The organism is Flammeovirgaceae bacterium (genome assembly GCA_015180985.1).
Taxonomy (GTDB): domain Bacteria; phylum Bacteroidota; class Bacteroidia; order Cytophagales; family Cyclobacteriaceae; genus UBA2336.
In genome coordinates this window covers 1511381-1535749 of the sequence record CP054185.1, presented here as the reverse complement: position 1 = coordinate 1535749, position 24369 = coordinate 1511381, and the positions used below count along the sequence as shown (strand labels likewise).

The following is a 24369-nucleotide window of genomic DNA, read 5'->3' as shown; positions in this document are numbered from 1 at the left end:
GTCCCCTTCCACACAATAGGATTTTCTCTGTTGAGCGATTCAATAATCACCGTCCAAATGCAAAAAATTGATTCAATTAAATTAACCACCAATACCACATTAAATAAATTAAACAGCCAATATGATTCCATCGGTCAGGCTTACATAGGTATAGCAAAAAGGTTACAACAGAAAATTGACAGCCTTCAACATCTTGGTCAACCGGCTGATGATTTAATCCATAAAACAGACAGCCTCACTGCCGTAAAAGAAGAAAAGCTTTACGCCCTTAAGTCAAAAAGCGAGAAACTTAAAAATGAAGTCCGCGAAAAACTGAACAGCCTCAACCTGCCGCCTGAGTTGAGCGGCAAAACAACGGAGTACACCTCTGCCTTAGATCATGTAGATGTATCGTTGCCGGGTACCGCGTTTGCTATTCCTGAGTTGAACGTGCCGGAGCTAAAAGGATTAAATCTTTCATCACCTAAAATACCGGAGCTAAACCTGGATGGCCTTAGTAAGATAAAAGATTTAGCCAGTCAGGTAGAAGAATTGAAAGACGGTCTGCCGGAAATGAAATTACCGGAGAAGGAAAAAATGGCAGCAAAAGTTGAAGAAGAAGCCTCGGCCTTTGCCAGTGACAGACTGGGTGAAATGCCAGGCATACCGGAGCTTCCTCAATCAGGTGAAGAAGCACAGCAGCAGGTGCTGAATGAAATGAAAGAGCAAGCCATGGATTATTTTGGGGGCAAGCAGGAGATTTTAAAAAAGTCCATGGAGCAGGTAAGTGAGTACAAGCAAAAATTTCCGGATGTACAAAGTCTGGGTGACCTGCCCAAAAAAGCGCCAGACCCTATTAAGAAAAAAGCATTTGTTGAGCGACTTGTTCCAGGCTTAACTTTACAATACCAGCGCTGGAATGAGCATTTCCTTGACATGAATTTGTATACTGGCTATCGGTTTACCAGCAAGCTAACAGCCGGTGCAGGCTGGAACCAGCGTGTAGCCTTTGATGCTGACCTCAACCAATGGAATCAATTATCATACCTATACGGTCCCAGGGTTTATTCCAGTTATAATTTAGGACGAGGATTTATAGCGCATATTGAAGGTGAGACCATGCGGACGTTTATACACTACTCATTGACTGACCCGCAAGCCGGGCAATGGGAATGGGTTTGCAGCATGATGACCGGACTTAAAAAAGAATACCGGCTGACCAAAAAACTAAAAGGGACAGCCTATCTGTTGTACAATATTTTTGATCCAAACCATAAGAGCCCCTATGTCGACAGACTCAATGCACGATTTGGTGTTGAGTATAGGATCAGGAAGAAACCCATCCAACAAAGGGAAAAATGAGCTTGTTTTAAAATTTTATCTTCACCGACAATGATGTCACCGCAGCAGCACACACGGAATTAAAGTAGAGTGGCAGTTGTATACCAAAAAGATCCCTTAAGTTGCCGGTGGACGTTGCTTAAGTTTAAAGATCCTTTTTAACCAACGTGGCCGAGGCCTGGGCAGTCGGCAAAACAACCACATCGGCCAGCACCACATGAGGTGGGCGGGTTAATGTAAAGAGAATTAACTCGGCAATGTCTTCGGGCTTTAGCGGGTCATAGCCTTTATAAACCTGCGAAGCCCTGGCCTCATCGCCTTTAAACCGAACCAACGAAAACTCCGTTTCAACCAGCCCCGGATGAATACCCGTTACTTTAATACCATAGGGGTTTAGGTCCATGCGCATACCCCTGGTAATCGCATCTACGGCAAACTTGCTGGCACAATACACGTTGCCATTCGGGTAAACCTCTTTGCCGGCAATGGAACCGATGTTGATGATGTGGCCGCTTTTACGCCCGGTCATACCCGGTAGAACATGCTGCGAAACATAGAGCAACCCTTTTACATTAATATCAATCATCGCGTCCCAATCGTATTGCTTGCCGGTTTGAATAGGGTCGAGCCCGTGGGCATTGCCTGCATTGTTAATGAGTACATCAATATCCTTCCAGTTGCCCGGTAACGACTGTATGGCTGCCTGTACCTCCTCCGGTTCTCGAACATCAAACGAAAGAATCCTGCACTCAGTTAAGCCAGTCAATTTCGTTTGCAACGCCTGAAGCCTGTCAAGCCTCCTGCCGCAAAGAATCAGCCTGAACGGATGCCGGGACAGCAGTTTTGCCGTTGCCAGTCCGATGCCGGAAGTTGCCCCGGTTATTAAAACAGTTCGTTTCATTATTGGAAAAGAAAATACACGTGAACGGTATTGGTTGTAAGGTGCTTCAGGGGTTTTCCGTAAATGTTATCCGGATTATCCAACACATTATAAATACCACGGGAAAACCGGATTTCAGGCGAAAGTTTAAACAGCGGAAAGTACAAATCAAAACCGATACCGGCCTCCAGGCTCATGTTGAAGGCAGCCACTTCAAGGCTGTTGGTAACATTTTCAATCTCCTTTTTGCCCGAGGCTTCAATACCGGGCCTCACACCGCCCACCATGTACATCCGGATGTTCCCTCTGCGCATGGATTTGTATTTAACCAACAAAGGAAACTCCACCATGGTAGTTTCAACCAACTGATTGATCGACTGGCCATCGGTAAACCGGTAGGTAAGCGCATGCTCATAAAACGCCACGGTGGGCATTATCCGTAAATCCAGAAATTCGTGTGCCCGGTAGTTAACGATAAAGCCCAGTGAAAAGCCCGGCTTCCAGTCGGGCTCAACGGAATGCAGCGTATCAAATGCCGGTGTAACAAACGCATCGGAATAGTTAAGTTGGTAGGTGGTGGTGTGCAGGCCGATAAGAAACCCGTAACTGATTTTGCGGCTCTCATCGTAGTTCGGATTGTTTTTACGCGCCCACAAAAAACTCTGTGCAGCAAGCGAACCCGGTACAAGCAGCGCTGCCAGGAGAATTATTTTCGTGCGGTGTAAATTGAACTGATACCCAGAGTTAACGGCTTGCATGCGGGTTCTTTATATCCAAGGTTTGTCAAGATAGTCAGAAAATCGTCACCATCCGGGAAGGCCTCTACCGATTCGGGTAAATAGGTATAAGCGGCTTTATCGCGCGATATCAGGCGGCCGAGTTTCGGAAGGATGAATTTGAAATAAAAATTGTACAATTGTTTAAACGGAAACTGTTTCGGCCGTGAAAATTCAAGTACAACCAGCATGCCGCCCGGCCGCAGTACCCGCCTGATTTCCGCCAGGCCCCGGTTAACATCTTCAAAGTTTCTCACTCCAAATCCAACGGTTACGGCATCAAACTTATTTTCTTCGAAGGGAAGATTTTCAGAATCTCCGCTTATCAAGTCAATTTTTTTATCGAGGCCCCTGTTCTGCATCTTCTTACGGCCAATTTCAAGCATGCCTTCCGAAATATCCACCCCAATAATCTTATCCGGATTCAGGCGCAATGCTGCAACGGCAAAATCGCCTGTGCCGGTGGCAACATCCAGTATCAGCCGGGGCTTTAATGGTTTTAACAAATTAACTGCCTTCCTCCGCCAACCGTTATCAATACCCAGGCTCAGAAAATGATTAAGGAAATCGTACCGGTGGCTGATGTTATCAAACATCCGGGCAACCTGCTCCTTTTTAGTTGATTTCTCTTCCTTGTACGGAACAACTTCCATTACACGCAATAGCTTAGCTTACCAATAAAGCGGGGCAAGTTGCTAATAATCTGCAGGAATAAAAAAAACGATGATTCGTAGTACCGGGCAACCGGCTGTTTAATTTCCGAGCACTTTAAACTCAACCCTGCGGTTAAGTTCGCGCCCTTCTTCTTCGTCATCATTGCTGGCCAGCGGGCGGGTTTTACCGTAACCAACAGCCGTTATTCTTCGGGGGTCAATGCCCTTTTTCGTTAAAAAGTCTTTTACTGCCTCGGCCCTGCGCTGCGAAAGCAGTTTGTTATACGCTGCTGTACCAATGGCATCGGTATGGCCGGCAATTTCTACTTTCAGGTTGGGATTCTCGGCCATCATGCGCTCCAGTTTGTTTAATTCGGTGTACGATTCGGTTCTGAACGTGGCTTTATCAAAATCAAAATAAATGTTGCGTAAAACCGAAACAACGCCCGTTGTTAACTTACGCAATTCAACCGTACGGGTAATGGTGCGTTCCTTTTCCGAGGCCCCTTCTAACTTCAGATTTTGATTTACAAAGGCATAGCCTTCCAGTTCAACCGATAACCGGTAATCTTTAGGCTCTTCCGCACGTATCATAAACTCCATTGTTCCCAATTCGCCCGAAACACCGGGTACCACCAGGTTGTCGCGCAGGCCCTGCAACCTCACCCTGGCATCCAGCGGCCGGCCCGAGCCTGCTTCCACCACTTTAACCTGGTACCGCAACGGGAATTTTTGCTTTTCAATTTCCGGTTCGGGTTCCGGCAGTTTTTCAGGTTCTTTTGCGGCAATCACGGGTTGCGGAATGGTAATCATAAAAATATCATCATAGCCCAGGCCGTCTTCGCGCACCGATGAATAGTATGCCCGCTTTCCATCCTTGGTACTGACAAAGTAGATGTCGTTATCGGGTGTATTGATGGGGTAACCCAGATTTTCGGGTTCGCTCCACTCGTTGGTGGCCTCATCAAACACCGATTTGTAAATATCAAAGCCGCCCATACCCTTCCTTCCTTTCGAACTGAAGTAGAGCGTTTTGCTATCGTAATCAATAAAGGGGCCGTCATCATCGTACTCCGTATTTATTTTAGGCCCCATATTTTTCACGTTTGACCACTCTCCTTTCGCATCCTTTGTGGCCCGGTAAATATCAAGCCCACCGTAGCCACCCGGCCGGTTACTAGAGAAGTACAAGGTTTTTTCATCCGATGAAATCGTAATGGACTTTTCTTCGTACGATGAGTTGATGATTCCGGGCAGCGGAACCGGTGCGCCCCAGGTGCCGTTAGGCTGGCGGTCGCTGTAATAAATGTCGCCACCGCCCTCATCGGTATAGATGAACAGCGTCTGACCATCAGCCGAAAGGGCAAGATTGGAGTCGTGGTAAGGTGTATTAATTGGAGAGCCAATGTTCTCTGCGGCCGTCCACTGCCCATTTACTTTGCGTGCGATAAAAATATCTTCAAAGGGTTTGTTGTCCAGATCCACGTTCTGGTTCATGTTGCCATCGCGCCTTCGGGAGGTGAAGATGACCTGGTCTTCGCTTTCGTTGAACACGGGCGCATAGTCGTCCCATTCGGAGTTAATTTCCCGACCAATGTTTACAATGGAAAAATTTTTCGGATTAGCCACATACTCTTTTCCGTTTTCGCATTCATAAATAGCGCGGTCAACTACTGCAGGGCTTACCCGATCGTTACCCAGGTAATTGGGCCGTTTCGCCAACCGCTGTTTATACCGATTGTAGAAATCAATGGCTTTATCAAATTCAAGACCGTACTGATAGCTCTGGCCAATCCAGAATTCCAGGTCGAACCGGTAATTGGGATCAAGTTCATACACGCGCAGAAAATACTTTACGGCCAGATCTTTACCAATGGTTTTAATATGGTAATGGCCGGCCTCAAAGTTTGCCTTGATGTTGGTGGGATCGAGGTTTGCAGCCGTTACCATCAGGTCGCGGGCATCGTCAATAGCACGGGTTTCGGCCATAATTAATTCGGCCTGTTCCATGTAAACCTTTGCCTGCTCTTTTTCGGTTTGGCTGTAACCGGTTAGGATAGTTCCCGCGACAGCTAAAAAAATCAGTATACTGCGCATACTGTACATGTCTTAAAGTGGGTTAACAATTAAAGTTAGAAATAAAACCATCAACAAAGCCTGCCAATATAGGAAAAACTGATGTTTAAATCGTGCAAATTTAGGCTCATAAAGTACCCATATCTTACATTATTAGTATTTTGGGGTGAAAGCATTACTTCAACTGCCTAATCATGAGGGTTACTGAGGCCGAATTTAGTTGCAGCGCCACCTCGATGGCGGCCTTACCAAAGGATGGCCTGCCCGAATTTGCGGTTATCGGCCGCTCCAATGTAGGCAAGTCTTCGCTTATTAACCTGCTTACCGGCCGAAAGCAGTTAGCCAAAATTTCGGCCACCCCGGGCAAAACCCAAACCATTAACCACTATCTGATTAATGAGAGTTGGTACCTGGTTGACTTGCCCGGTTACGGTTACGCCCGCGTAAGCAAGCAGCAACAACAGGGCTTCGGCAAACTCATTGAGATGTACCTCACTAAGAGCAGCACCCTGTTTTGCCTCTTCGTATTGCTCGACTGCCGGCTCAAGCCGCAACCCATTGACCTGGATTTTATAACGTGGGCAGGCAAAGCCGGTATTCCGCTGGCGCTTGTTTTTACCAAGGCCGATAAGGTTACCAAAAGTCAGTTGAAAGAAACGCTGAAGTTATTTGAAACCGAACTGCTCAAGCAATGGGAATCGCTGCCTCCCGTATTTATTACCTCATCGTTAAATAAAACAGGCGGTAAAGAAATTCTCGCCTTCATTGCCTCTGCACTAAAAACGCCCGCCCAAAATTAGTTAGCTTTGCGCCCGATAAATAGTGCTTATGAAATTAGACGAAATTGCTACGGTATCGGGTAAAGGCGGATTGTTTAAAGTGCTGAGACCTGCTAAATCAGGTGTTATTTTAGAGTCATTAGATGATCAGAAAATAAAGCTGGTGGCAACGCCCAATCACCGCATGTCGGTACTCAGTGAAATTTCGATATACACAACCACTAAAGAAGGCACCGTTCCGCTGGAGCACGTGCTTCTAAAAATATATTCGGAATATAATTCTGATTTGGGCATTGATGCAGAAGCCGACCCTGCAGAATTAAAGGCTTTCCTTAAATCTGTTTTACCGGAGTATGACGAAAACCGGGTTTACGTTTCTGATATTAAAAAACTGGTAAAGTGGTACGCCATATTGAATAAATACTGCCCGGAATTTTTTACTGAAAAGAAAGAAGAAACCAGCGAAGGTTAAACGAAGCTTTCCGCTTTTTCTACCATATTTTTTGATCCCACATAAAACGGGGTGCGCTGGTGAAGCGATGTTGGCTGGATATCCAAAATTCGTCCTTGTCCATCCGAAGCTTTACCACCTGCCTGCTCGGCAACAAACGCCAGCGCGTTGCACTCGTACATTAACCGGAGTTTGCCGTTTGGGTCTTTAGCCGTTGCCGGGTAAATGTAAATGCCGCCTTTAAGCAGGTTGCGGTGAAAATCGGCCACGAGCGACCCAATGTAGCGCCCGGTATAATTTTTTTCCTTGCAATAGGCGATGTACTCCTTTACAGGTTGCGAGAAAGAATTGTACGAACCTTCATTAACGGAATAAATTTTTCCATCCTCCGGCATCCTCATGTCCGGGTGGGAAAGAAAGTATTCACCCAAGGTGGGTTCGTAGGTAAACCCGTTAACACCGTGCCCGGTGGTATACACCAGCATGGTGGAAGAACCATACAAAATATAACCGGCTGCCACCTGCTCCGATCCTTTTTGCAGAATATCCTGATCCTGGATAGGCGTTCCTTCTTTACTCTTTCTGCGATAGATTGAAAAAATAGTACCGATGGAAACGTTGACATCAATATTTGACGACCCATCCAGCGGATCAATAGCAATAACATATTTACCGGAGTTGTTCAGATCAACATACGATTCAGATTCTTCCGAAATCAAGGCGCAGGCTTCTCCCCCCTTCATCAGGGCCCGCGAAAAGCGGATGTTGGCGAGCACATCCAGCTTTTGTTGTGCATCTCCGGCCGTGTTGGTGGAGCCCATCGCACCCATAATGTCAATCAGGCCGGCTTTATTTACCTCACGGTTAACCACCTTGGAGGCCAGGGCGATGTCGCGCAGCAACTGCGAAAGTTCACCGCTGGCATAGGCAAACTGGTCCTGCTTACTCTTTATAAACCGGTCAAGCGCACTGCCGATTGGGGCTGCTATCCGCGATTCTTCCATGGCCGTTGAAAATTCTTTTGCCAACTTCGGTGATTTATTGAAAAGCAAATTTAAGTTGCAAACGATTTAGAACAACCAAAATGAACGTTTTTAAATTCGGGGGTGCCTCACTTAAAACCAGTTCGGCCGTGCGCAACATGGCTGGCATTGTTAAAACCCATCAGCAAAAACCGCTGGTGGTGGTGGTTTCGGCTATGGGCAAAACCACCAACGCACTCGAACATATTGTTAACCTGTATCGTCAGGGGCTGTCGTTCCGGAAAGAACTAACCGAACTTAAAACGTACCATATAAATCTTGCCCGGGATCTGTTTACTGAAAAATCTGTTGAGCAAAAGATAGACGACCTTTTTGAACGGCTTGTTGAACAGCTAAAACCCGGACCGGAAGATCAGGTGTATGACCAGGTGGTTAGTTTCGGAGAAATTATTTCATCGGTTATCGTGTGCGATTTTCTGGCACAATCCGGTGTGGCCTGCTCCTGGAAAGATGCCCGCCAGTATATTCTGACGGATGATTGTTTCCGCGAAGGAAAAGTAAACTGGGAAATCACCCGAAAAAAAATTCAATCGCTTGTACCTGAACTTGAAAATAAAATTATCCTTACACAGGGTTTTATCGGTGGTACGGCTGATGGATTAACTACTACCCTGGGACGCGAAGGCTCAGACTATACAGCAGCTATTTTTGCTTCGTGCCTTGATGCGGATGCCGTAACTATCTGGAAGGATGTGCCGGGTGTAATGAGTGCCGACCCGAAGCGAATTCCTGAGGCCGTTGTGTTTGCCGAACTTCCCTACAAAGAGGCAGCCGAGATGACGTACTACGGGGCCTCGGTTATCCACCCGAAAACCATAAAACCGCTGGCCGTTAAAGGCATTCCGTTACTGGTTAAAAGTTTTGATAACCCCCACCTGCCCGGTACGCGCATCCACGAATGCCATGTTGACAAACTTCCTCCGCTTATTGTGTTTAAAGAAAATCAGTGCCTGGTATCGTGCCGTGTAACCGATTATACCTTTATTAATGAGCAACAACTCAGTTTACTATTTCAGGCCCTATCCGAACTGGACATCAAAATTAACGTGATGCAAAACTCGGCTATCTCATTTTCATTTTGCATTGATTACCGCGAGAGCAAGCTGGCAGCTCTGCTTGAAAAATTGCGCCATCACTTCGAAGTGTATTACAACACCGGGCTGGTGCTGATTACAGTAAAAAACTACGATTCGCAAACCTTTGAAACCTACCGGAAACAAAACAATCTCCTGCTGGAGCAATCTTCGCGTTCTACCCTGCAGGTTTTGGTGAAACCGTAATTCCTTCTTTTTGTATCAGAAACTGAAGGAATCCATCCAGCGATCGGTCGAGTATTTCAAACACCTCCTGGAAGCCGCGTTCGCCACCATAATACGGATCGGGTACATCACGACAGTTCCCTACCGGGTCATAGCTGCGCATCAGCGAAACCTTGTGAAGAATAGTTTGATTGCGCCCCAGGTAAAGAATGTTTTCGTAATTGCTTTCATCCATTGCCAGGATGTAATCGAAAAAGTTCAGGTCATCTTTTGAAAGCTGGCGCCCCCGGTGCTCAATAACGATACCATTCTTCCTGGCGTTGGCCATCGTTCGGCTATCCGGTAGTTCACCAATATGATAATTGGAGGTGCCACAGCTATCGGCCTCAATAGTATCCTGTAATCCCAGCTGTTTTAGTTTATGTTTAAACAGGGCTTCGGCAAGCGGTGACCGGCAAATGTTACCGAGGCACACAAACAACACTTTTACATTTTTCATTGCAGTTCTGCTACCGGCCAACAGCGTAAAGCCCGGTTGAACAGCCGGATAAAGAGGTCAAAAATAGCAAGGCAGCAGGTTACAAACGACTACCGCCCGCGTATTTATGGACGCATAGCACACTTTTTACCGCCTTTTGGTTTGAAAAGTCCCCTCCTGCTCAGAGGGGCTTTTCTTTTTTAGTCTTTTTAGAGTCCTTTCGCCTATATCCTTTCGCTGACCCATTTTTTTGAACGAAATTAAGGCGCTCAACCAATAATTGATTTAAGACATGGAATTCATCATTGTAACCGAACAATACTACCCGGGTATTGCCCTCATTCAGTTAAACCGCCCTAAAGAACTTAACGCACTTAACCGAAAACTGATGGAGGAAGTGCGCGATGCCTTACAGGCCCTGGATAAAAACGAGGGCGTGCGGGTTATCATCATCACCGGTAACGAACAGGCCTTTGCAGCCGGGGCCGACATAAAGCAAATGGCCGATAAATCAGCCATCGATATGTTACTGATTGATCAGTTCAGCACCTGGGACCAGATACGCAGAACCAAGAAACCTATTATTGCAGCGGTTTCGGGTTTTGCGCTTGGCGGAGGCTGCGAGTTTACCATGATGTGCGATATGATCATCGCTTCGGAAACCGCCAAATTCGGTCAGCCGGAAATAAAAATCGGAACCATACCCGGAGCGGGCGGAACACAACGGTTAACCAAAGCAATCGGCAAGGCCAAGGCGATGGAACTGATTTTAACCGGCCGGTTCCTGTCGGCCGAAGAGGCTCACTTTTACGGGCTGGTAAATAAAGTAGTACCGGTGGAGATGCTGATGCACGAGGCGGTGGAACTGGCAAAAGAAATCGCACAAATGTCACCGGTGGCGGTGCAACTGGCCAAGGAGGCGATTAACCGGTCGTTCGAAACCCAGCTTGATGAAGGACTTGCCTTTGAGCGCAAAAACTTTTACCTCACGTTCGCTTCGGCCGATCAGAAAGAAGGCATGCAGGCATTTATTGAAAAGCGAAAACCCACCTACACCGGCAAATAATATATGGATCAAAACACAGCAGCTCACGGATTTCGTGTTGAGCGGGCCGCGGCCTGGCTGATTGTCCTGGCTATTGTTGTTTTCTGCCTGGTGTACTTCAGCAATTTTTTGCAGCCCATTGTTATAGCCGGCATGATTTGGTACGCTGTTTATGAACTTAAACGCTTATTCGGTAAAGTCTCGATTAAAAACCGAAGACTCCCCAACTGGCTGCTAACAATACTGGCCTTCGTAATTATTTTTCTGGTTACGATTGGCATTTATGAAATTGTGGTCATCAATCTTAACCTGATAATCGAAAAATCACCTCAGTACATTGCCAACTTCAGGGCGATGATAGCCAACCTCAAAACACTGGAGGGATTTGAAGTTATTCAGGAGCGGATGTTAACGGTAGTCTCCTCGTTTAACATACAGCCCGTATTAACCGCTTTATTGAACAGCCTGACCAACATTGCCGGTAATATTTTCATCATTATCATTTACGTTGCCTTCTTGTTAGTTGAAGAAAAATTTTTCGATAAGAAACTAAAGTTGTGGATAAAAAATCCTGTCCGGCTTGAAAACATAACCACTATAATCGATCAGGTTGCCACGGCCACGCGAAAATACGTTTCAATAAAAACACAAATGAGTTTATTAACCGGCTTGCTGAGTTATTTTATTCTGTTGGTGTTTGATGTTGATTTTCCGGTGTGGTGGGCTTTTCTGATCTTTTTGTTGAATTATATTCCCTATATCGGGTCATTCTTTGCAACCCTGTTACCGGCTGCCTTTGCCATGTTTCAGTTTCAATCCTTCTGGATTTTTCTTTGGGTATTTCTGGCCATCCAGGTTGTTCAGCTGTTGGTTGGTAATGTGTTGGAACCGAAGGTAATGGGCCGCACGCTTAATCTTAGTCCGTTAGGTGTATTGTTAGCGCTTACTTTTTGGGGAATCATCTGGGGCGTATTAGGCATGATCCTGTCGGTGCCCATTACTTCGGTAATTGTAATTACCTGTGCGCGGTTTGAGCAAACCAAATTTATTGCCATCTGGCTGTCGGAAACCGGAGAGGTTGAACTGACATAACAAGGGAGGTTAAAAAATCAAGGCTGTAAGAACAGCCTTGATTAACGCGCCTTATCAATAGTGCCGTTAGCGGAACGTAAAGCCTAAGCCTGCCGTAACCGAGCTATACTCCTGTATGGTATAATCACCATAAATATAGAAGGCCAATAAGTTAAGCCTGAAGCCCACATCAAAACGCATGCTGCTGTTTTTAAATGTTGCTGAATAGGGATTTGTCAGATCAAATTCAGCTGCAGTGTTGTTAAAAAAAGTATAACTGCCACGTACATCAGCCGTAGTTTTTATGCCGTTATAGCCAACTCCGCCAAACACCGTTAAGAATGCTATTTTTTTGGAAGCCAGTGCTTGAAACAAAAAAGCATTAAACTTATAAATAGCTTCCTGGGTAGTTCCGGCCGTTGCCGGAGGGAACTCGGTGGCCAGGCCCGATAAATCGGTAACTCCTTCAAAGGATGTGTAAGCGGCCATCACCGATAAATCAAACGGCAACATTTTAATTGCGGGTATGTGCTGTTTTATGTCGTGACGTAAGCCAAAACCCAGCAACTTTGTTTCCGTACTTCCCAGAGTAGTTTTCGGAACAAACCGTATCATCACATCGGTTCCCTTTATTAATCCAATTCCCACTTGCAACATGGGGGAACCTACCGGTGCAACTTTAATGGATTCACGTAAACCCAAACCTTCCGGGCCGCTAAACGAGTCATCCGGATCGATAATGTTTCCAGGGGTATTTACGTTTCCATCTCCATCCAAATCATAGTTGAAATAATAAGTTGTACGATCTTTAGGGCCAATAAACGTTGGTGCATTTTTACCCGGGTTAGTGGTGTTGGTAAAGCCGGCTATATTCTCAAACTGGAGATTAGCAGGATTAAAGCGGTCTTGTGAGGAGGGTATGAAAACAGGGGTCAGCGAAATATTAATATCAAAACCACCCAACTTATGCGGTTTAGCGGTATGAAACCACCCACCGTTTAATGCGTAGGAAAATCCCTCCACAAACGGATTGATGTAAGCAGTGATCAGTTTATTTCCATCCTGCTGGTTGGCCTGTAAAAATCGAACAATGTCATCTTCATTTTGGGCTGGTAAAGTCACCGGCAGTAAGCCTGCTATTGTCATTACAATGATTATGGACTTTATTTTCCGGTTCATAGCTGTTAATTTCAGTTTATCAATATCCTTGATGCCAAATTTAGAATTTTGGTAAACTACAATACGATAAAAACTTAAAATTATCTTTTGGCACAGGGTAATGGCCTTACTATTCCTATTTTTGAGCGCTCATGGCCACCTTTCTGTACAACCTCAGCATATTGCTGCTCCGGGCGCTCTACTACCTTGCCGGTTTTTTTAACGTAAAAGCGGATGCCTTCAACTACGGCCGTAAAAATTTTTTCACTCGCTTTACCGCTGCACTGGGAGCCAACCCGAAACCGCTGGTATGGATACACTGTGCCTCGCTGGGCGAATTTGAACAGGGCCGGCCGGTAATTGAAAAGCTCAAAGAAGAATTTCCGGATTATAAAATCCTGCTAACATTTTTTTCTCCATCAGGATATGAAGTACGAAAAAATTACCCAAAAGCCGACTACGTTTTTTACCTGCCCTGGGATACCCAAGCCAATGCCAAACGCTTTCTCGACATCAGTAAACCCAACCTGGTACTGTTTGTGAAATATGAATTCTGGTACCATTATACCAGGCAAACCAGGCAACGCAATATTCCTTTACTTTCCATTTCCGCCATATTCCGACCGGATCAGTTTTTCTTTAAAACACCTGGTAAATTTTACCGCGGCATACTAAAAAATTTTATCCATTTCTTTGTACAAAACGATGAATCTGTACGCTTACTGAAATCCATCGGCCTGACCAACGTTACACGCGCTGGTGATACCCGTTTTGATCGGGTTAATCAACTGGTTAAACAGGGAGAAGATGTTCCGATTGCCAGAAAATTCAAGGGCACTGACAAACTCATGGTTATCGGCAGTTGCTGGGCCGAGGATTTGGAGGTACTCATTCCCTTTATTAATGAGAACTATTTCCACCTGAAATTTATCATTGCTCCACATGAAATTACAGAAGCTTTCATGAGTAATTTTGAAAAAGCGGTGAATGCCAAAACCATACGCTATTCTAAAGCAACAGAAAACACAGATGACTATCACGTACTGATGATAGATAATATTGGTATGCTTGGAAAACTCTATCGCTACGGAGAGTTTGCTTTTGTGGGTGGAGCTTTCGGCAAAGGGTTGCATAACATACTGGAAGCCGCCTGTTACGGCATCCCGATTTTCTTTGGTAACAAAAATTATCAGAAATTTCAGGAAGCGGTTGATCTGATTAACCGGGGCGGAGCATTTGAGGTTGCCGATTACCGCGACTTAAAAACCAAATATGAAATGGTAAACCTGCCGCAGAATTTCTTACTGGCCTGTGAAGTAACCCGCCTTTACGTGGAAGAAAACCTGGGCGCTACTGAAAAAATTATGGCGTACTGCCGCAACCTGCTCAATTCATGAAAGGCCGCGTGATGCGTTCAACCGGTTCGTGGTACGATGTGCTGCTGGATGACGGCACAAAATTACAATGCCGCATTCGCGGAAAAATCCGGCTGGAGGGCATCAAGGAAACCAACCCGGTGGCGGTAGGCGATTTGGTTGACGTGAGTCCAGAAAACAATGAAGGAGTAATCACAGCAATTCTTCCGCGTACAAATTACATTGTTCGCCAATCCGTAAAAAAAACAGGGCATGCCCATGTGATTGCTGCCAACATTGATCAGGCGTTGGTGATGGCTACCATGATGATGCCCCGCACCTCCACCGGGTTTATCGATCGCTTCCTCGTAGCGGCCGAATCGTTTCGCATTCCGCAGGTGATTGTTTTCAATAAAAAAGACTTACTCGATACCGATTCGCTCGCTTATCAAAGCAACATCATTAAAATCTATGAACCACTGGGCGTGAAATGCATTGTAACCAGTGCCCTGGTAACAGAACAGCCTGAGGCGGAAGAGGTGCTTTCAGGTAAGACTACATTAATTGCCGGGCACTCAGGCGTAGGAAAATCCACGCTGATCAACCAACTCTCTCCCGCCATCAACCAAAAGGTAAGTGAAGTGTCAGATTATACCGAAAAAGGAACACACACCACCACATTTGCCGAGATGTTTCAACTTAACGATTCGACATTTATCATCGATACACCTGGCATAAAGGAGTTTGGGTTAATCGATATGACTCCTGAAGAATTATCGGATTATTTTCCGGAGATGCGCGGCCTGCGGCTGAATTGTAAGTTCGGTTCCCGGTGTCTTCATGTTAATGAACCTAAATGCGCCATTAAGGATGCTGTAGAAAAAGGAACCATTGCTCTGAGCCGGTACGAAAATTACCTGAGCATGCTGCTGAATGAAGACAACCGGAAATAACTAGAAGCCATCTCAAAAATAAACTTAACCACAAAGGCCACTAAGTACACACAAAGAGCACGGAGAAATACAATATACTGACCTCTTTCTTTGTGACCTTTGTGCTTTCTCTGTGCTACTTTGTGGTTATTTTTAATATGGCTTCTACTCCGGGTAAACAAGGTCCCTGTTTTTATTCCACAGCTGAAAATACCTCTTTACTAAGCCGAAATTCAGCAACCGCGTGTTTAGTCTTATCTCATACAAAATCCGTTTCGATAAGGCTTCCTGCTCGACCCGGGTTCGGTTCAGCTTCATAATTTTCTCACAAACCTTGTAAGTCGTGGCCGATTCGCGGCTGAATAACCTGAACTGCCTGCGGCTTTGTGCTGAAGTAACCACGCGCTTTTTAACCAGTACCTTCGGAGAATATACATAGCTGAACTGACGCGATGACCGTATCCAGAAATCAAAATCTTCAAACCTGAGCGACTCGTCATACCCACCCAGCGCCTCCAGTACACTGCGTCTGAACAGCATAGTAGGCGGGCATATAAAATACCGCCTGATCAACTCTCTATATATATAACCCGAAGGAATGGTTTCGTGCGGATAGTTCTCCGAATGGTTAAAAAGATGTTCCCCCGATGCATTAATGTATTCGGCATCGCTGAAATGAACCCCATACCCGGGGCCAGCCTTTTCCAATTCTGTAACACCAATCGCCACACGTTCCGGCAGCAGCACATCGTCAGCAGCCAAATCAATAATAAAGTCACCGGTAACCATGCCGTATCCTTTGTTAAAGGCCCGGCAATGGCCATGATTGGTTTTTAAAAAAAGTGTTTTAACTGAAGGCTGATTGGCAGCTATTGCTTTAATGCGCTGTACGCTGTCATCCGTACTGGCATCATCAACAATAAGTAATTCGATGTGGGAATAGGTCTGGTTTAACACCGATTGAACAGCCTCTTCAACAAACCTGCCCTGGTTATTACACAGGCAAACGATGGAAACCAGCGGGCCGGACATATCAGATAGTTTTTACAAATGTGAATTTAGGCGAAGGCATTCCTCCTAACCGCATCTTAAAATCAAGCAACGGAAAATTCAGTTTGCCTCCTGCAGAAGATGTGCCCAGGTCGAGCAGGCGTAACCCCTGGTGGCGGCAGTATTCATATTCACTTTCAATGAGCATCACAACCGGACTGAAATGATCGTAATTAGTGTGATGATCAGAATAAAAGTTGTACAGAACATCATCCGTAACCCGGACCGTGATGGCTGCTGCCGCCAGGTTATCCTGGTCGAACACACCAAACAATACAAACCGCTCAGGAAACTTACTTACTACCAGCTTCACCTCTTCGAATGTCATTGAAAGCGAATAGTGCTTTTGCTGGCGGCATTCCAGTATAAAGGAATAGACCATCTCCAGGTTTTCATCATGAATGAGCCGCGCAACCAATTCGGCTTCGCGGGCCTGGCGCAGTTTCCGGTTTTCCCATGAGTCGATAATTTCCGGAAATGGCCTTTCCGTTACAGGAACAATTGCGCTCACCTCTGCTTGTTGAATACCGTAATTAAGGTTTAGCAGAACGGGTACAAGTAAATTATGCTGCTCAGGAAAATATCCGGCAGGGGCCGGCTTGAGGATGATGGTGTTGATTTTATCCTTTCTGAGTTCCTCTTCGGCAAAGAGGATGAAATCAAACAAAACTTCAGGAGGCAGTTTTTCCGAAAAAACACAGGAACCGAAAGGCGCCCGCATCGGGCTTATGGCTGCCGGGCCATCACCATGAAAATGTACTTCGGCAAACAGTTTTTTACTTTTTTCATGAAGGACAAAAAATGAGTAGCGATTATTCAGACTTTGTAAAGCGAGGTGCTCCCGCAAATGGAAAAGACTTACGGGGTATTCGCGACCGAAATATCCGCACGGCTCAATAGTATGAAATGAATAAGTACTCAATACAAGTCTTTGGAAAATTAATCCTAAAGAGGAAGTTAGCACTTTTAAATACAACCTTGTTTTTGCCTAACCAATGCTGCTTATTACCATATAAGTTTAAGCCCTTCAGATTCATAATGCTGCAACTGGCTGTTATGAGATATAAGTGCCAAATTATTACGGATAGCCTGCCACACCAACATCCGGTCAAACGGATCGGTGTGGTGCTTTGGTAGTTTATAAAAACTTAAAGCATCTTCGCTTTTAAAATCCAACGTTTTAAGTTTTAAATCGTTCGTTTTCGATAAAAGATCCTCCGGTTTAACTCCTTTCAACGTAATTTTACCCAATGCATATTTTAATGAAATCTCCCAGAAAACTATCGGGCTAATGTAAACTTCTTCATAGTGCATTAGTATTTCCTTACACCGTTCCGATAATTTGGCGGGACTTATAAGCGCCCATAAAAAAATGTGCGTGTCAAGGAGGTAGTTCATAACTTGAGCAACTCCTCATCGGTAATCTTCCAATCCTTTCCAATAACCAACGTAGCCTTACCTTCCAAAGAACCCAATTTACGTTTGAACTGCCTTGATTTGCTGATCGGAGAAATTTTGAAAATCTTATTCTTCTTGCGCCCATAGGAAACAATAAATTCCTCGCCCTTTAAAATCCTTTCGATAAAAAAGGCCATTTTTTCTTTAAACTCTCCAACCGAAATTACTTTCATAAAAGTAAAACTAAATCAAACTTGACAACTTGTCAAGTTGTAGTTCGCACGCTGGCCCAATCCTTTATCTGCCAGCAAATTGTTCCGGTAGTGAGGTGATTGCCTTTTTCATCATGAATTTTAACCACACAATTTACCTCCACCGCATCAGCACTTGCCAACGGCCTGTACACCTGTTCGGTCAGCCATTCTTCCGAAATGGAAAACTCGGCATACGCATTCATTTTACCCTGGTAATGGTAATCCATTTGCAACCGCTTCATAATAAGCCGGTACTTCTTTGAATCCAACCTGGAGACCAATAAAAACCCGGTAGTAAATTCCGAAACGGTAGCCAGCGCACAGGCATGCAAGCCGTTAATGTGATTGAAATTACTCCGCTTATACGGAATCAAAACCTTAATCCGGTACTCCTCAATTTCACAGATGGCAAAACCATGCGGTCTGTTAAAGGGTATCATCCGATCGAGCGACCAGTTGAGCACCGACCGCCAGAATGAGGAAGTACGGGCACGTTTAAGTATGTCGTTTTGGTTAAGCATGATTGAATACGTTTTAATTCCTTCCCTCACCCGTCCTGTGGATACCCCTTTCTGAAAGGAGAAGGGAAGGAGCGATGAAAAATCATTTTTTCGAATACTACTCAAATTCACTTTCAAATCCATACATTTACGCAACGCATGAACATGAGCATCACCGATACCGCCAAATTTCCCTGGGTACTTGAGCCCGGGTTGTGATTCGCTCAATTCCACACCGTCAAAATTTCTCTGAATTAATCGTTAGCCGGTAACTATAACCGGATTTTAATTGCAAGTATATGCCAGTAAAAACACCTTTTTTTCCGCGTACCTCCGCGCTGTGCCACAGCATGAAGTGGAAGGAATGGGCCGGCTATTATGCCGTCTGTTCGTACGAAACCCTGCACGATTCGGAGTATTACGCTTTCCGTAATTCAGCCGGCCTGCTGGATGTTTCTCCTTTATTTAAGTACCGGGTAACCGGCCCCGATGCGGCTGCTTTTCTTTCACGCATCATGGTTCGGAACATCGAAAAACTTGCCGTAGGCCGTGTTTCGTACTGCTGCTGGTGCGATGATTACGGAAAAGTGGTTGACGATGGCACCGTGATGAGACGTGGCGAGCAGGAATTTTTTGTTACCTCGGCCGACCCGTGTTACTCCTGGTTCTCCCGGTTTCTGCGTGGCTACCGCGTTGAACTTACGGACATCTCCGACCAGGTTGCAGGGCTTGCACTGCAGGGGCCCACTTCGCGCGACATTCTGAAACAAATTTGTGATGCCGACCTCGATGCGCTGAAATATTTCGCCACCTGCAAAGCCCGCGTTAACAGAGTTGAAATTTATATTTCGCGCACCGGCTACACCGGTGACCTGGGGTATGAACTGTGGGTTGAAAACAACCATGCGCTTGAATTGTGGGATACCATCATGGCGGCCGGCAGAAACTATGATATCCGCCCGGCCGGGCTCGATGCACTGGATGTTACCCGCGTTGAAGCCGGACTTATTTTAAAAGATGTTGATTACTTCAACGCCCTGCACGCGTTAATTGATGATCGCAAATCCTCTCCCTATGAAATCTCATTAGGCTGGACGGTCGATCTTAATCGAACACCCTTTAACGGACAAGCCGCTTTACAGATGGAGAAGGAGCAAGGATCCAAATGGGCGATAGTAGGGTTGGATATTAATTGGCCCGAGCTGGAAGAACTCTATTATAAACGAGGGCTTCCGCCTGTGCTCAGCAACCACGCCTGGCGCAGTTCTATTCCTATTTATACTGCAAAAGACAAACGCCTCCAGGCCGGCTATGCCACCAGCGGCACGTGGTCGCCCATTCTGAAAAAAAACATTGCCCTGGCCACCGTTCAGAAACAGTATGATAAAATCGGGATGAAATTGCAGTTTGAAGTAACCGTTGAACACGTGCGGCACACTGTTTCAGCTACTGTATGCAAAACCCAGTTCTATAACCCGGAGCGCAAAACATATACACCAAAACGTTCTGAATCATGAGTAAAAAATACGATGCCATCATCATTGGTGGCGGCCACAACGGCCTCATCTGTGCCGCCTACCTGGCCAAAGCCGGGAGACAAGTGCTGGTGCTGGAAAAACGCCATGTACTCGGAGGCGCAGCCGTATCGGAAGAATTGTATCCGGGATTTACCTTCTCTGTCGCCTCGTATGTGGTGAGCTTATTCCGCCCGCACATCATCCGCGAACTGGAACTGGCCAAACACGGCTACGAAGTAATTCCGATGGACTGCTCCTTCCTGCCGTTGCCCGATGGCGACTCGCTGGCACGCTGGGCCGATTCGCAGCGATCGCGCAGGGAAATTGCGCGCTTCAGCAAAAAAGATTCGGAAGTATATCCGGAGTTCAGCCGCGTAATGACGCACATGGGCAAACTGGCCAAGGCCGTAATCGATCACCCCGCACCAAACATAAACTCAATAAATCCAAAAGAAATTGCCAACCTGCTCCGGTTAGGAAAAGCGTTCAGAGACCTTGGCCCCGACCTGCTGCACCTGAACATCAAACTGGTGACGATGAGCGCGCTAGACTTCCTCGACCTGTGGTTTGAGTCCGATGTGCTCAAAGCGCCCATGTCGGTAAGCGGTATCATCGGCACGTTCCAGGGCATCCGTTCACCGGGCACCGCTTACGTACTGTTACACCACTACATGGGCCAGCTTGACGGAGTTTTCCGCTCGTGGGGATTTTCCAAAGGCGGCACGGGTGGCGTAAGCATGGCGTGTGCGCGTGCAGCCATGAGTTATGGCGCTGAAATCAGAACCGAAGCACCCGTTAAACAAGTCATCATCAAAAACGGTGTGGCCACAGGCGTTGTACTGGAAAACGGAGATGAACTGTATGCCAAAACCGTCATCTCCAACCTGGACCCCAACCGCACGTACCTGAAGATGGTAGGCGAAAACCACCTTGATCCGGATGTACTGAAAGACATTAAGCGGTTCAAACTGCGCGGCAGTTCCGGCAAAGTAAACCTGGCCCTCGACAGCGTGCCCGAATTCAGTTGCCGCCCGGGCGATGGCGACCACATCCGGGGTGACATTGCTATTGCACCCGGCATTGATTACCTGGAAAAAGCCTATGATCAGGCCAAGTATGGCGAGTTCAGTACACGGCCATACATCAACGCGGTTATTCCAACATTAACTGATCCAAGCCTGGCGCCTCCGGGCAAGCACATCCTGTCGTGCTTTGTTCAGTATGCACCGTACCACATTAAAGAAGGTGCCGAAAACTGGCCCAGGTATCGCGAAGCCTTTGGCGATACGGTGGTGGATACGCTGGCCGAATACATTCCGGGTTTGAAGGATAAAATTTTATTCCGGCAGGTGCTCACCCCGTGGGATCTTGAACAAACCATGGGGCTTACCGAAGGAAATATCTTCCAGGGCGAACTGAGTTTGGAGCAACTGCTCTTTCAACGGCCGGTGGCCAACTACTCCGGCTACAAAACATCCATACCCAAATTATGGATGTGCGGATCGGGCACACACCCGGGCGGAGGCATAATGGGCGCCAGTGGTGAACTGTGCGCCAAAACCATGTTAACATCACGGGCCATCTAACACCGAAAAAAATGAGCAACGCATACGATATTATTGTTATTGGCGGTGGGCACAACGGACTGACCGCAGCCATATCGCTGGCGAAAAAAAACAAAAAAGTACTGGTGCTTGAAAAACGCCCCCTGCTTGGTGGCATCGCGGCCGGTGAAGAATTTCATCCGGGCTATTCAACAACCGGTTTATTGCACGATACCAGCGGTGTTCGCAACCGGGTTATCAAAGAATTTAATCTTGAAAAGTTTGGACTAAAAATCAAACAAGGCAAGCCAACGGTGGGCCTGCTAAGCAAACGGGGCGACTGCCTGACGCTCAGTCACGATGTTGAAGCAACGGCATCGGCTATTTCAAAATTTTCTGCGAAAGATGCTGCCGGTTACCGGGATTATGCGGCCTTTATTTCAGCCATCCGGCCGTTTATGAAAAACCTGCTCGATGAACACCCGCCCGACCTTTCGGCACTCGGCACCAAACAACTATGGGGGTTGCTCAAAAAAGGGTTGGCACTGAAGCGGCTGGGTAAAAAAACCATGATGGAGTTTCTGAAGGTAGCCCCGATGAGTGTGGCCGATTTTCTGAACGAAAAATTCGAAACCGATTTCATAAAAGCAGGCATTGCTGCACCGGCACTATATGGCTCCTTTACCGGGCCGTGGTCATCGTACACTACGCTTAACCTGCTGATGCTGGAGTGTATGGCCGGTGATCACATTATCGGAGGGCCGCAGGCACTCATCACTGCGCTCGAACAGGCAGCAAAAAATGCAGGCGTTGACATCAAAACCAATGCACCGGTTAATAAGATTGTGCTGGATGCCGGCCGGAAAGTAAATGGAGTAAAAGTATCAGATGGCGAAACGTTTGCAGCCCCGGTAGTTGCCTCGTCCTGCACACCGCAGGTAACATTTTATGAATTGCTGCAACCCAACCAAATCAGTTATGCGCTGGAGCATGCCGTGAAACATTACCGCGCACGGGGCACCACAGCCAAAGTAAACCTGGCCGTAAACAAAGCCGTAACCTTTAACGGTGTTGGCGGATTGGAATTTTACCGCACAGGCAATTCATTCGATGACATGGAGCGGGCGTTCGATCCAGCCAAGTATAAACAGGTTTCGGCAGAACCCGTACTCGACATCCATGTACCAACCGTTTCCAATCCAACGCTTGCCCCTGCCGGTCATTCGGTAATTTCCATATTGGTTCATTTTGCTCCGTACAACCTGCAGGAGGGTTGGAGTGAAGCACCAAAAAATAAATTAAGAGATAATGTTCTCAGTGCGCTGGAGATTTACAGCCCGGGTATTGCCAATTCGGTTGTCGGCAGCGAGGTACTATCACCGGCTGATTTGGAATCCCGGTACAGCCTTACCCACGGGCACATCTATCATGGTGAAGAAGCCGTTGATCAGATTATCACCCGGCCGTTCCCGCTGTGTGCGCAATATGCAACTCCGGTTAGCGGACTTTACCTGTGCGGCAGCGGCTCACATCCCGGTGGCGGCATTACGTGCATGCCGGGCTACCTGGGAGCACAAACGATATTGAAAAATTGTTGAATGAACAGGCAGGAAAACTATTAAATTCGGTACCATGGAGCAGCGGCAATTCAAAAAACGGGGAGTTGACTATCCCATTATTGATGGAGCACGAACCTTGCCCGGAAAATATTACCACAGCCCGGAAATATACCAGGAAGAAGTTGAAAAGATCTTTTACAAATTCTGGCTGCTTGCCTGTCGCGAAGAAGAAATTCCAAACCCCGGAGATTATAAATTGCTCCAGGTAGCCGATGAAAGCATCATCCTGGTACGTGATAAATCCAATGAAATAAAAGCGCTCTTCAATGTTTGCAGTCACCGCGGCACACAATTGTGTACTGAGCCGAAAGGAAATTTCAAATCCAAAACCATCCTGTGCCCCTACCACGCCTGGACGTACGCGCTTGATGGCAAGCTGATTGCTGCCCCGCTGATGCAGGAAGGCCATGGCTTTGAAAAAGAAAAATGCGCTCTGCCCCGCGCCCATGTACACGTATGGGAAGGATTCATCTTCATTAACCTGTCCGAAAATCCCGAACCGTTTGGTGTGCAGATGGTAGCGCTTATCGGGAAATTTGCCGACTGGAAGATTGCCGAGTTGCAAATAGCCCGCCACATCCGCTACGAACTGAGCTGCAACTGGAAACTGATCTTACAAAACTACCAGGAGTGCTACCATTGCCCGGGGGTGCATCCGCTGCTTAGCCAACTCACACCGGTTAATTCGGCCCGGCACGATGCCAGCAAGGGCGCTGTGATTGGCGGATTTATGGACCTGCCCCGCAAACGCGGCAGCATGACCATGACCGGTGAAGCAGCCGCACCGCCCATTTGCAACGTGCATGGCGATGACCTGCAACGCGTGTACTACTATTCCGTATTTCCAAACATGCTCCTTACCCCCCACCCCGATTTTGTAATGTATCACCACATTACCCCGCTTGGTCCCGGTAAAATCATTAACGATTGTTACTGGCTGTTCCGCCCGGAAGTAATCCATGATCCATCCGCACAGGCCGGCATCAACTCCGCTGTTGAATTCTGGGACTTGACCAACCGGCAAGACTGGCAGGTGTGCGAGCAGATGCAAATCGGCACCAAATCAAAACGGTTTACCCGCGGCTACTACTCAGGGCGCGAAGACATTTTGTATCAACTCGACCGCGAGGTGCTAAAAGCCCTGGGCCATCCCGACCCGGAAGCCTGACCGCACATGGTTTTTGCTTTGGGCAGAATTCCTATCTTGCCCG

The 24369-nt window shown here is 46.7% G+C and carries 24 protein-coding genes; 12 read left to right on the top strand and 12 right to left on the bottom strand.

The genetic code is table 11. The features are described from left to right. Positions 1-57 precede the first annotated feature (57 nt). Positions 58-1341: a hypothetical protein gene (locus HRU69_07290; GenBank protein ID QOI97303.1), complete on the top strand. Its 1284-nt coding sequence runs from the start codon at positions 58-60 to the stop codon at positions 1339-1341. Positions 1342-1465: 124 nt separating this feature from the next. Here the strand turns inward: HRU69_07290 and HRU69_07285 are convergent, their stop codons facing one another. From HRU69_07285 to HRU69_07270, 4 genes are all read right to left on the bottom strand, one after another. Further along, positions 1466-2221: an SDR family NAD(P)-dependent oxidoreductase gene (locus HRU69_07285; GenBank protein ID QOI97302.1), complete on the bottom strand. Its 756-nt coding sequence runs from the start codon at positions 2219-2221 to the stop codon at positions 1466-1468. Next, positions 2221-2958 (bottom strand): PorT family protein, encoded by a 738-nt coding sequence (locus HRU69_07280; GenBank protein ID QOI97301.1) that lies wholly within the window; start codon positions 2956-2958, stop codon positions 2221-2223. Before HRU69_07280 ends, HRU69_07285 begins: the two co-directional genes overlap by 1 nt. Beyond that, positions 2907-3629, bottom strand: coding sequence for a bifunctional demethylmenaquinone methyltransferase/2-methoxy-6-polyprenyl-1,4-benzoquinol methylase UbiE (gene ubiE, locus HRU69_07275; GenBank protein ID QOI97300.1), 723 nt, complete (start codon positions 3627-3629; stop codon positions 2907-2909). Before ubiE ends, HRU69_07280 begins: the two co-directional genes overlap by 52 nt. A 99-nt stretch (positions 3630-3728) precedes the next feature. Next, on the bottom strand, positions 3729-5735 hold the full coding sequence (locus tag HRU69_07270) for an OmpA family protein (GenBank protein QOI97299.1): 2007 nt from the start codon (positions 5733-5735) through the stop codon (positions 3729-3731). Between the two features lie 164 nt (positions 5736-5899). Between HRU69_07270 and HRU69_07265 the strand changes: the two genes are divergently transcribed. Both HRU69_07265 and HRU69_07260 read left to right on the top strand, forming a co-directional pair. Beyond that, the gene (locus HRU69_07265) at positions 5900-6505 is read left to right on the top strand and encodes a YihA family ribosome biogenesis GTP-binding protein (protein ID QOI97298.1); all 606 of its coding nucleotides are present in this window, start codon (positions 5900-5902) and stop codon (positions 6503-6505) included. 28 nt (positions 6506-6533) lie between these two features. Beyond that, positions 6534-6956: a DUF5606 domain-containing protein gene (locus HRU69_07260; GenBank protein QOI97297.1), complete on the top strand. Its 423-nt coding sequence runs from the start codon at positions 6534-6536 to the stop codon at positions 6954-6956. On the opposite strand, the gene fbp is transcribed toward HRU69_07260, so the two are convergent. After that, positions 6953-7939: a class 1 fructose-bisphosphatase gene (gene fbp / locus HRU69_07255; GenBank protein QOI98855.1), complete on the bottom strand. Its 987-nt coding sequence runs from the start codon at positions 7937-7939 to the stop codon at positions 6953-6955. The two genes, HRU69_07260 and fbp, sit on opposite strands and share 4 nt — an antisense overlap. 80 nt (positions 7940-8019) lie before the next feature. Here fbp and HRU69_07250 point away from each other — a divergent pair, with 80 nt between their 5' ends. After that, positions 8020-9258 carry an aspartate kinase gene (locus HRU69_07250; protein ID QOI97296.1) on the top strand — a complete coding sequence of 413 codons (1239 nt, stop codon included), beginning with the start codon at positions 8020-8022 and terminating at the stop codon, positions 9256-9258. Here the strand turns inward: HRU69_07250 and HRU69_07245 are convergent. Beyond that, positions 9230-9736, bottom strand: a complete 507-nt coding sequence (locus HRU69_07245) for a low molecular weight phosphotyrosine protein phosphatase (protein QOI97295.1) — start codon at positions 9734-9736, stop codon at positions 9230-9232. The genes HRU69_07250 and HRU69_07245 overlap by 29 nt on opposite strands. A 271-nt stretch (positions 9737-10007) precedes the next feature. Here HRU69_07245 and HRU69_07240 point away from each other — a divergent pair, with 271 nt between their 5' ends. Together HRU69_07240 and HRU69_07235 are read left to right on the top strand one after the other, a co-directional pair. Continuing rightward, the gene (locus HRU69_07240) at positions 10008-10781 is read left to right on the top strand and encodes an enoyl-CoA hydratase/isomerase family protein (GenBank protein ID QOI97294.1); all 774 of its coding nucleotides are present in this window, start codon (positions 10008-10010) and stop codon (positions 10779-10781) included. Positions 10782-10784: 3 nt separating this feature from the next. Then, complete coding sequence (locus HRU69_07235; protein ID QOI97293.1) at positions 10785-11852, top strand: AI-2E family transporter; 1068 nt, start codon at positions 10785-10787, stop codon at positions 11850-11852. Positions 11853-11918: 66 nt separating this feature from the next. On the opposite strand, the gene HRU69_07230 is transcribed toward HRU69_07235, so the two are convergent. Beyond that, positions 11919-13010: a hypothetical protein gene (locus tag HRU69_07230; GenBank protein ID QOI97292.1), complete on the bottom strand. Its 1092-nt coding sequence runs from the start codon at positions 13008-13010 to the stop codon at positions 11919-11921. Between the two features lie 131 nt (positions 13011-13141). Here HRU69_07230 and HRU69_07225 point away from each other — a divergent pair, with 131 nt between their 5' ends. Continuing rightward, a complete protein-coding gene (locus HRU69_07225) occupies positions 13142-14386 on the top strand; it encodes a 3-deoxy-D-manno-octulosonic acid transferase (GenBank protein ID QOI97291.1) in 1245 nt (414 codons plus the stop codon). Continuing rightward, positions 14383-15297 (top strand): ribosome small subunit-dependent GTPase A, encoded by a 915-nt coding sequence (rsgA, locus tag HRU69_07220; GenBank protein ID QOI97290.1) that lies wholly within the window; start codon positions 14383-14385, stop codon positions 15295-15297. The genes HRU69_07225 and rsgA overlap by 4 nt, the downstream gene beginning before the upstream one ends. Before the next feature lie 144 nt (positions 15298-15441). Here rsgA and HRU69_07215 read toward each other — a convergent pair whose 3' ends face one another. From HRU69_07215 to HRU69_07195, 5 genes are all read right to left on the bottom strand, one after another. Continuing rightward, positions 15442-16308: a glycosyltransferase gene (locus HRU69_07215; protein QOI97289.1), complete on the bottom strand. Its 867-nt coding sequence runs from the start codon at positions 16306-16308 to the stop codon at positions 15442-15444. Position 16309: 1 nt separating this feature from the next. Beyond that, on the bottom strand, positions 16310-17248 hold the full coding sequence (locus HRU69_07210) for a GNAT family N-acetyltransferase (GenBank protein QOI97288.1): 939 nt from the start codon (positions 17246-17248) through the stop codon (positions 16310-16312). An 83-nt stretch (positions 17249-17331) separates the two neighbouring features. Further along, positions 17332-17724: a type II toxin-antitoxin system VapC family toxin gene (locus HRU69_07205; GenBank protein QOI97287.1), complete on the bottom strand. Its 393-nt coding sequence runs from the start codon at positions 17722-17724 to the stop codon at positions 17332-17334. Beyond that, positions 17721-17957: a prevent-host-death protein gene (locus tag HRU69_07200; protein QOI97286.1), complete on the bottom strand. Its 237-nt coding sequence runs from the start codon at positions 17955-17957 to the stop codon at positions 17721-17723. Before HRU69_07200 ends, HRU69_07205 begins: the two co-directional genes overlap by 4 nt. Before the next feature lie 32 nt (positions 17958-17989). Beyond that, the gene (locus HRU69_07195) at positions 17990-18499 is read right to left on the bottom strand and encodes a DUF4442 domain-containing protein (GenBank protein QOI98854.1); all 510 of its coding nucleotides are present in this window, start codon (positions 18497-18499) and stop codon (positions 17990-17992) included. Between the two features lie 278 nt (positions 18500-18777). On the opposite strand from HRU69_07195, the gene HRU69_07190 reads away from it, so the two are divergent. From HRU69_07190 to HRU69_07175, 4 genes are read left to right on the top strand one after another with little or no spacing between them, the layout of a single operon-like run. Continuing rightward, positions 18778-19995, top strand: coding sequence for an aminomethyl transferase family protein (locus tag HRU69_07190; protein ID QOI97285.1), 1218 nt, complete (start codon positions 18778-18780; stop codon positions 19993-19995). Further along, positions 19992-21581, top strand: coding sequence for an NAD(P)/FAD-dependent oxidoreductase (locus HRU69_07185; protein QOI97284.1), 1590 nt, complete (start codon positions 19992-19994; stop codon positions 21579-21581). The genes HRU69_07190 and HRU69_07185 overlap by 4 nt, the downstream gene beginning before the upstream one ends. Before the next feature lie 11 nt (positions 21582-21592). Continuing rightward, positions 21593-23137 carry an NAD(P)/FAD-dependent oxidoreductase gene (locus HRU69_07180; GenBank protein QOI97283.1) on the top strand — a complete coding sequence of 515 codons (1545 nt, stop codon included), beginning with the start codon at positions 21593-21595 and terminating at the stop codon, positions 23135-23137. A gap of 34 nt (positions 23138-23171) precedes the next feature. Further along, positions 23172-24326 (top strand): aromatic ring-hydroxylating dioxygenase subunit alpha, encoded by a 1155-nt coding sequence (locus tag HRU69_07175; GenBank protein ID QOI97282.1) that lies wholly within the window; start codon positions 23172-23174, stop codon positions 24324-24326. Positions 24327-24369: the final 43 nt, after the last annotated feature.

What these genes read in the sequence shown, in the direction of transcription:
- HRU69_07290 (QOI97303.1), top strand. Translation starts at nt 58, where the DNA reads ATGCAAAAAATTGATTCAATTAAATTAACCACCAATACCACATTAAAT.
- HRU69_07285 (QOI97302.1), bottom strand. Translation starts at nt 2,221, where the DNA reads ATGAAACGAACTGTTTTAATAACCGGGGCAACTTCCGGCATCGGACTG.
- HRU69_07280 (QOI97301.1), bottom strand. Translation starts at nt 2,958, where the DNA reads ATGCAAGCCGTTAACTCTGGGTATCAGTTCAATTTACACCGCACGAAA.
- ubiE (QOI97300.1), bottom strand. Translation starts at nt 3,629, where the DNA reads ATGGAAGTTGTTCCGTACAAGGAAGAGAAATCAACTAAAAAGGAGCAG.
- HRU69_07270 (QOI97299.1), bottom strand. Translation starts at nt 5,735, where the DNA reads ATGTACAGTATGCGCAGTATACTGATTTTTTTAGCTGTCGCGGGAACT.
- HRU69_07265 (QOI97298.1), top strand. Translation starts at nt 5,900, where the DNA reads ATGAGGGTTACTGAGGCCGAATTTAGTTGCAGCGCCACCTCGATGGCG.
- HRU69_07260 (QOI97297.1), top strand. Translation starts at nt 6,534, where the DNA reads ATGAAATTAGACGAAATTGCTACGGTATCGGGTAAAGGCGGATTGTTT.
- fbp (QOI98855.1), bottom strand. Translation starts at nt 7,939, where the DNA reads ATGGAAGAATCGCGGATAGCAGCCCCAATCGGCAGTGCGCTTGACCGG.
- HRU69_07250 (QOI97296.1), top strand. Translation starts at nt 8,020, where the DNA reads ATGAACGTTTTTAAATTCGGGGGTGCCTCACTTAAAACCAGTTCGGCC.
- HRU69_07245 (QOI97295.1), bottom strand. Translation starts at nt 9,736, where the DNA reads ATGAAAAATGTAAAAGTGTTGTTTGTGTGCCTCGGTAACATTTGCCGG.
- HRU69_07240 (QOI97294.1), top strand. Translation starts at nt 10,008, where the DNA reads ATGGAATTCATCATTGTAACCGAACAATACTACCCGGGTATTGCCCTC.
- HRU69_07235 (QOI97293.1), top strand. Translation starts at nt 10,785, where the DNA reads ATGGATCAAAACACAGCAGCTCACGGATTTCGTGTTGAGCGGGCCGCG.
- HRU69_07230 (QOI97292.1), bottom strand. Translation starts at nt 13,010, where the DNA reads ATGAACCGGAAAATAAAGTCCATAATCATTGTAATGACAATAGCAGGC.
- HRU69_07225 (QOI97291.1), top strand. Translation starts at nt 13,142, where the DNA reads ATGGCCACCTTTCTGTACAACCTCAGCATATTGCTGCTCCGGGCGCTC.
- rsgA (QOI97290.1), top strand. Translation starts at nt 14,383, where the DNA reads ATGAAAGGCCGCGTGATGCGTTCAACCGGTTCGTGGTACGATGTGCTG.
- HRU69_07215 (QOI97289.1), bottom strand. Translation starts at nt 16,308, where the DNA reads ATGTCCGGCCCGCTGGTTTCCATCGTTTGCCTGTGTAATAACCAGGGC.
- HRU69_07205 (QOI97287.1), bottom strand. Translation starts at nt 17,724, where the DNA reads ATGAACTACCTCCTTGACACGCACATTTTTTTATGGGCGCTTATAAGT.
- HRU69_07200 (QOI97286.1), bottom strand. Translation starts at nt 17,957, where the DNA reads ATGAAAGTAATTTCGGTTGGAGAGTTTAAAGAAAAAATGGCCTTTTTT.
- HRU69_07195 (QOI98854.1), bottom strand. Translation starts at nt 18,499, where the DNA reads ATGCTTAACCAAAACGACATACTTAAACGTGCCCGTACTTCCTCATTC.
- HRU69_07190 (QOI97285.1), top strand. Translation starts at nt 18,778, where the DNA reads ATGCCAGTAAAAACACCTTTTTTTCCGCGTACCTCCGCGCTGTGCCAC.
- HRU69_07185 (QOI97284.1), top strand. Translation starts at nt 19,992, where the DNA reads ATGAGTAAAAAATACGATGCCATCATCATTGGTGGCGGCCACAACGGC.
- HRU69_07180 (QOI97283.1), top strand. Translation starts at nt 21,593, where the DNA reads ATGAGCAACGCATACGATATTATTGTTATTGGCGGTGGGCACAACGGA.
- HRU69_07175 (QOI97282.1), top strand. Translation starts at nt 23,172, where the DNA reads ATGGAGCAGCGGCAATTCAAAAAACGGGGAGTTGACTATCCCATTATT.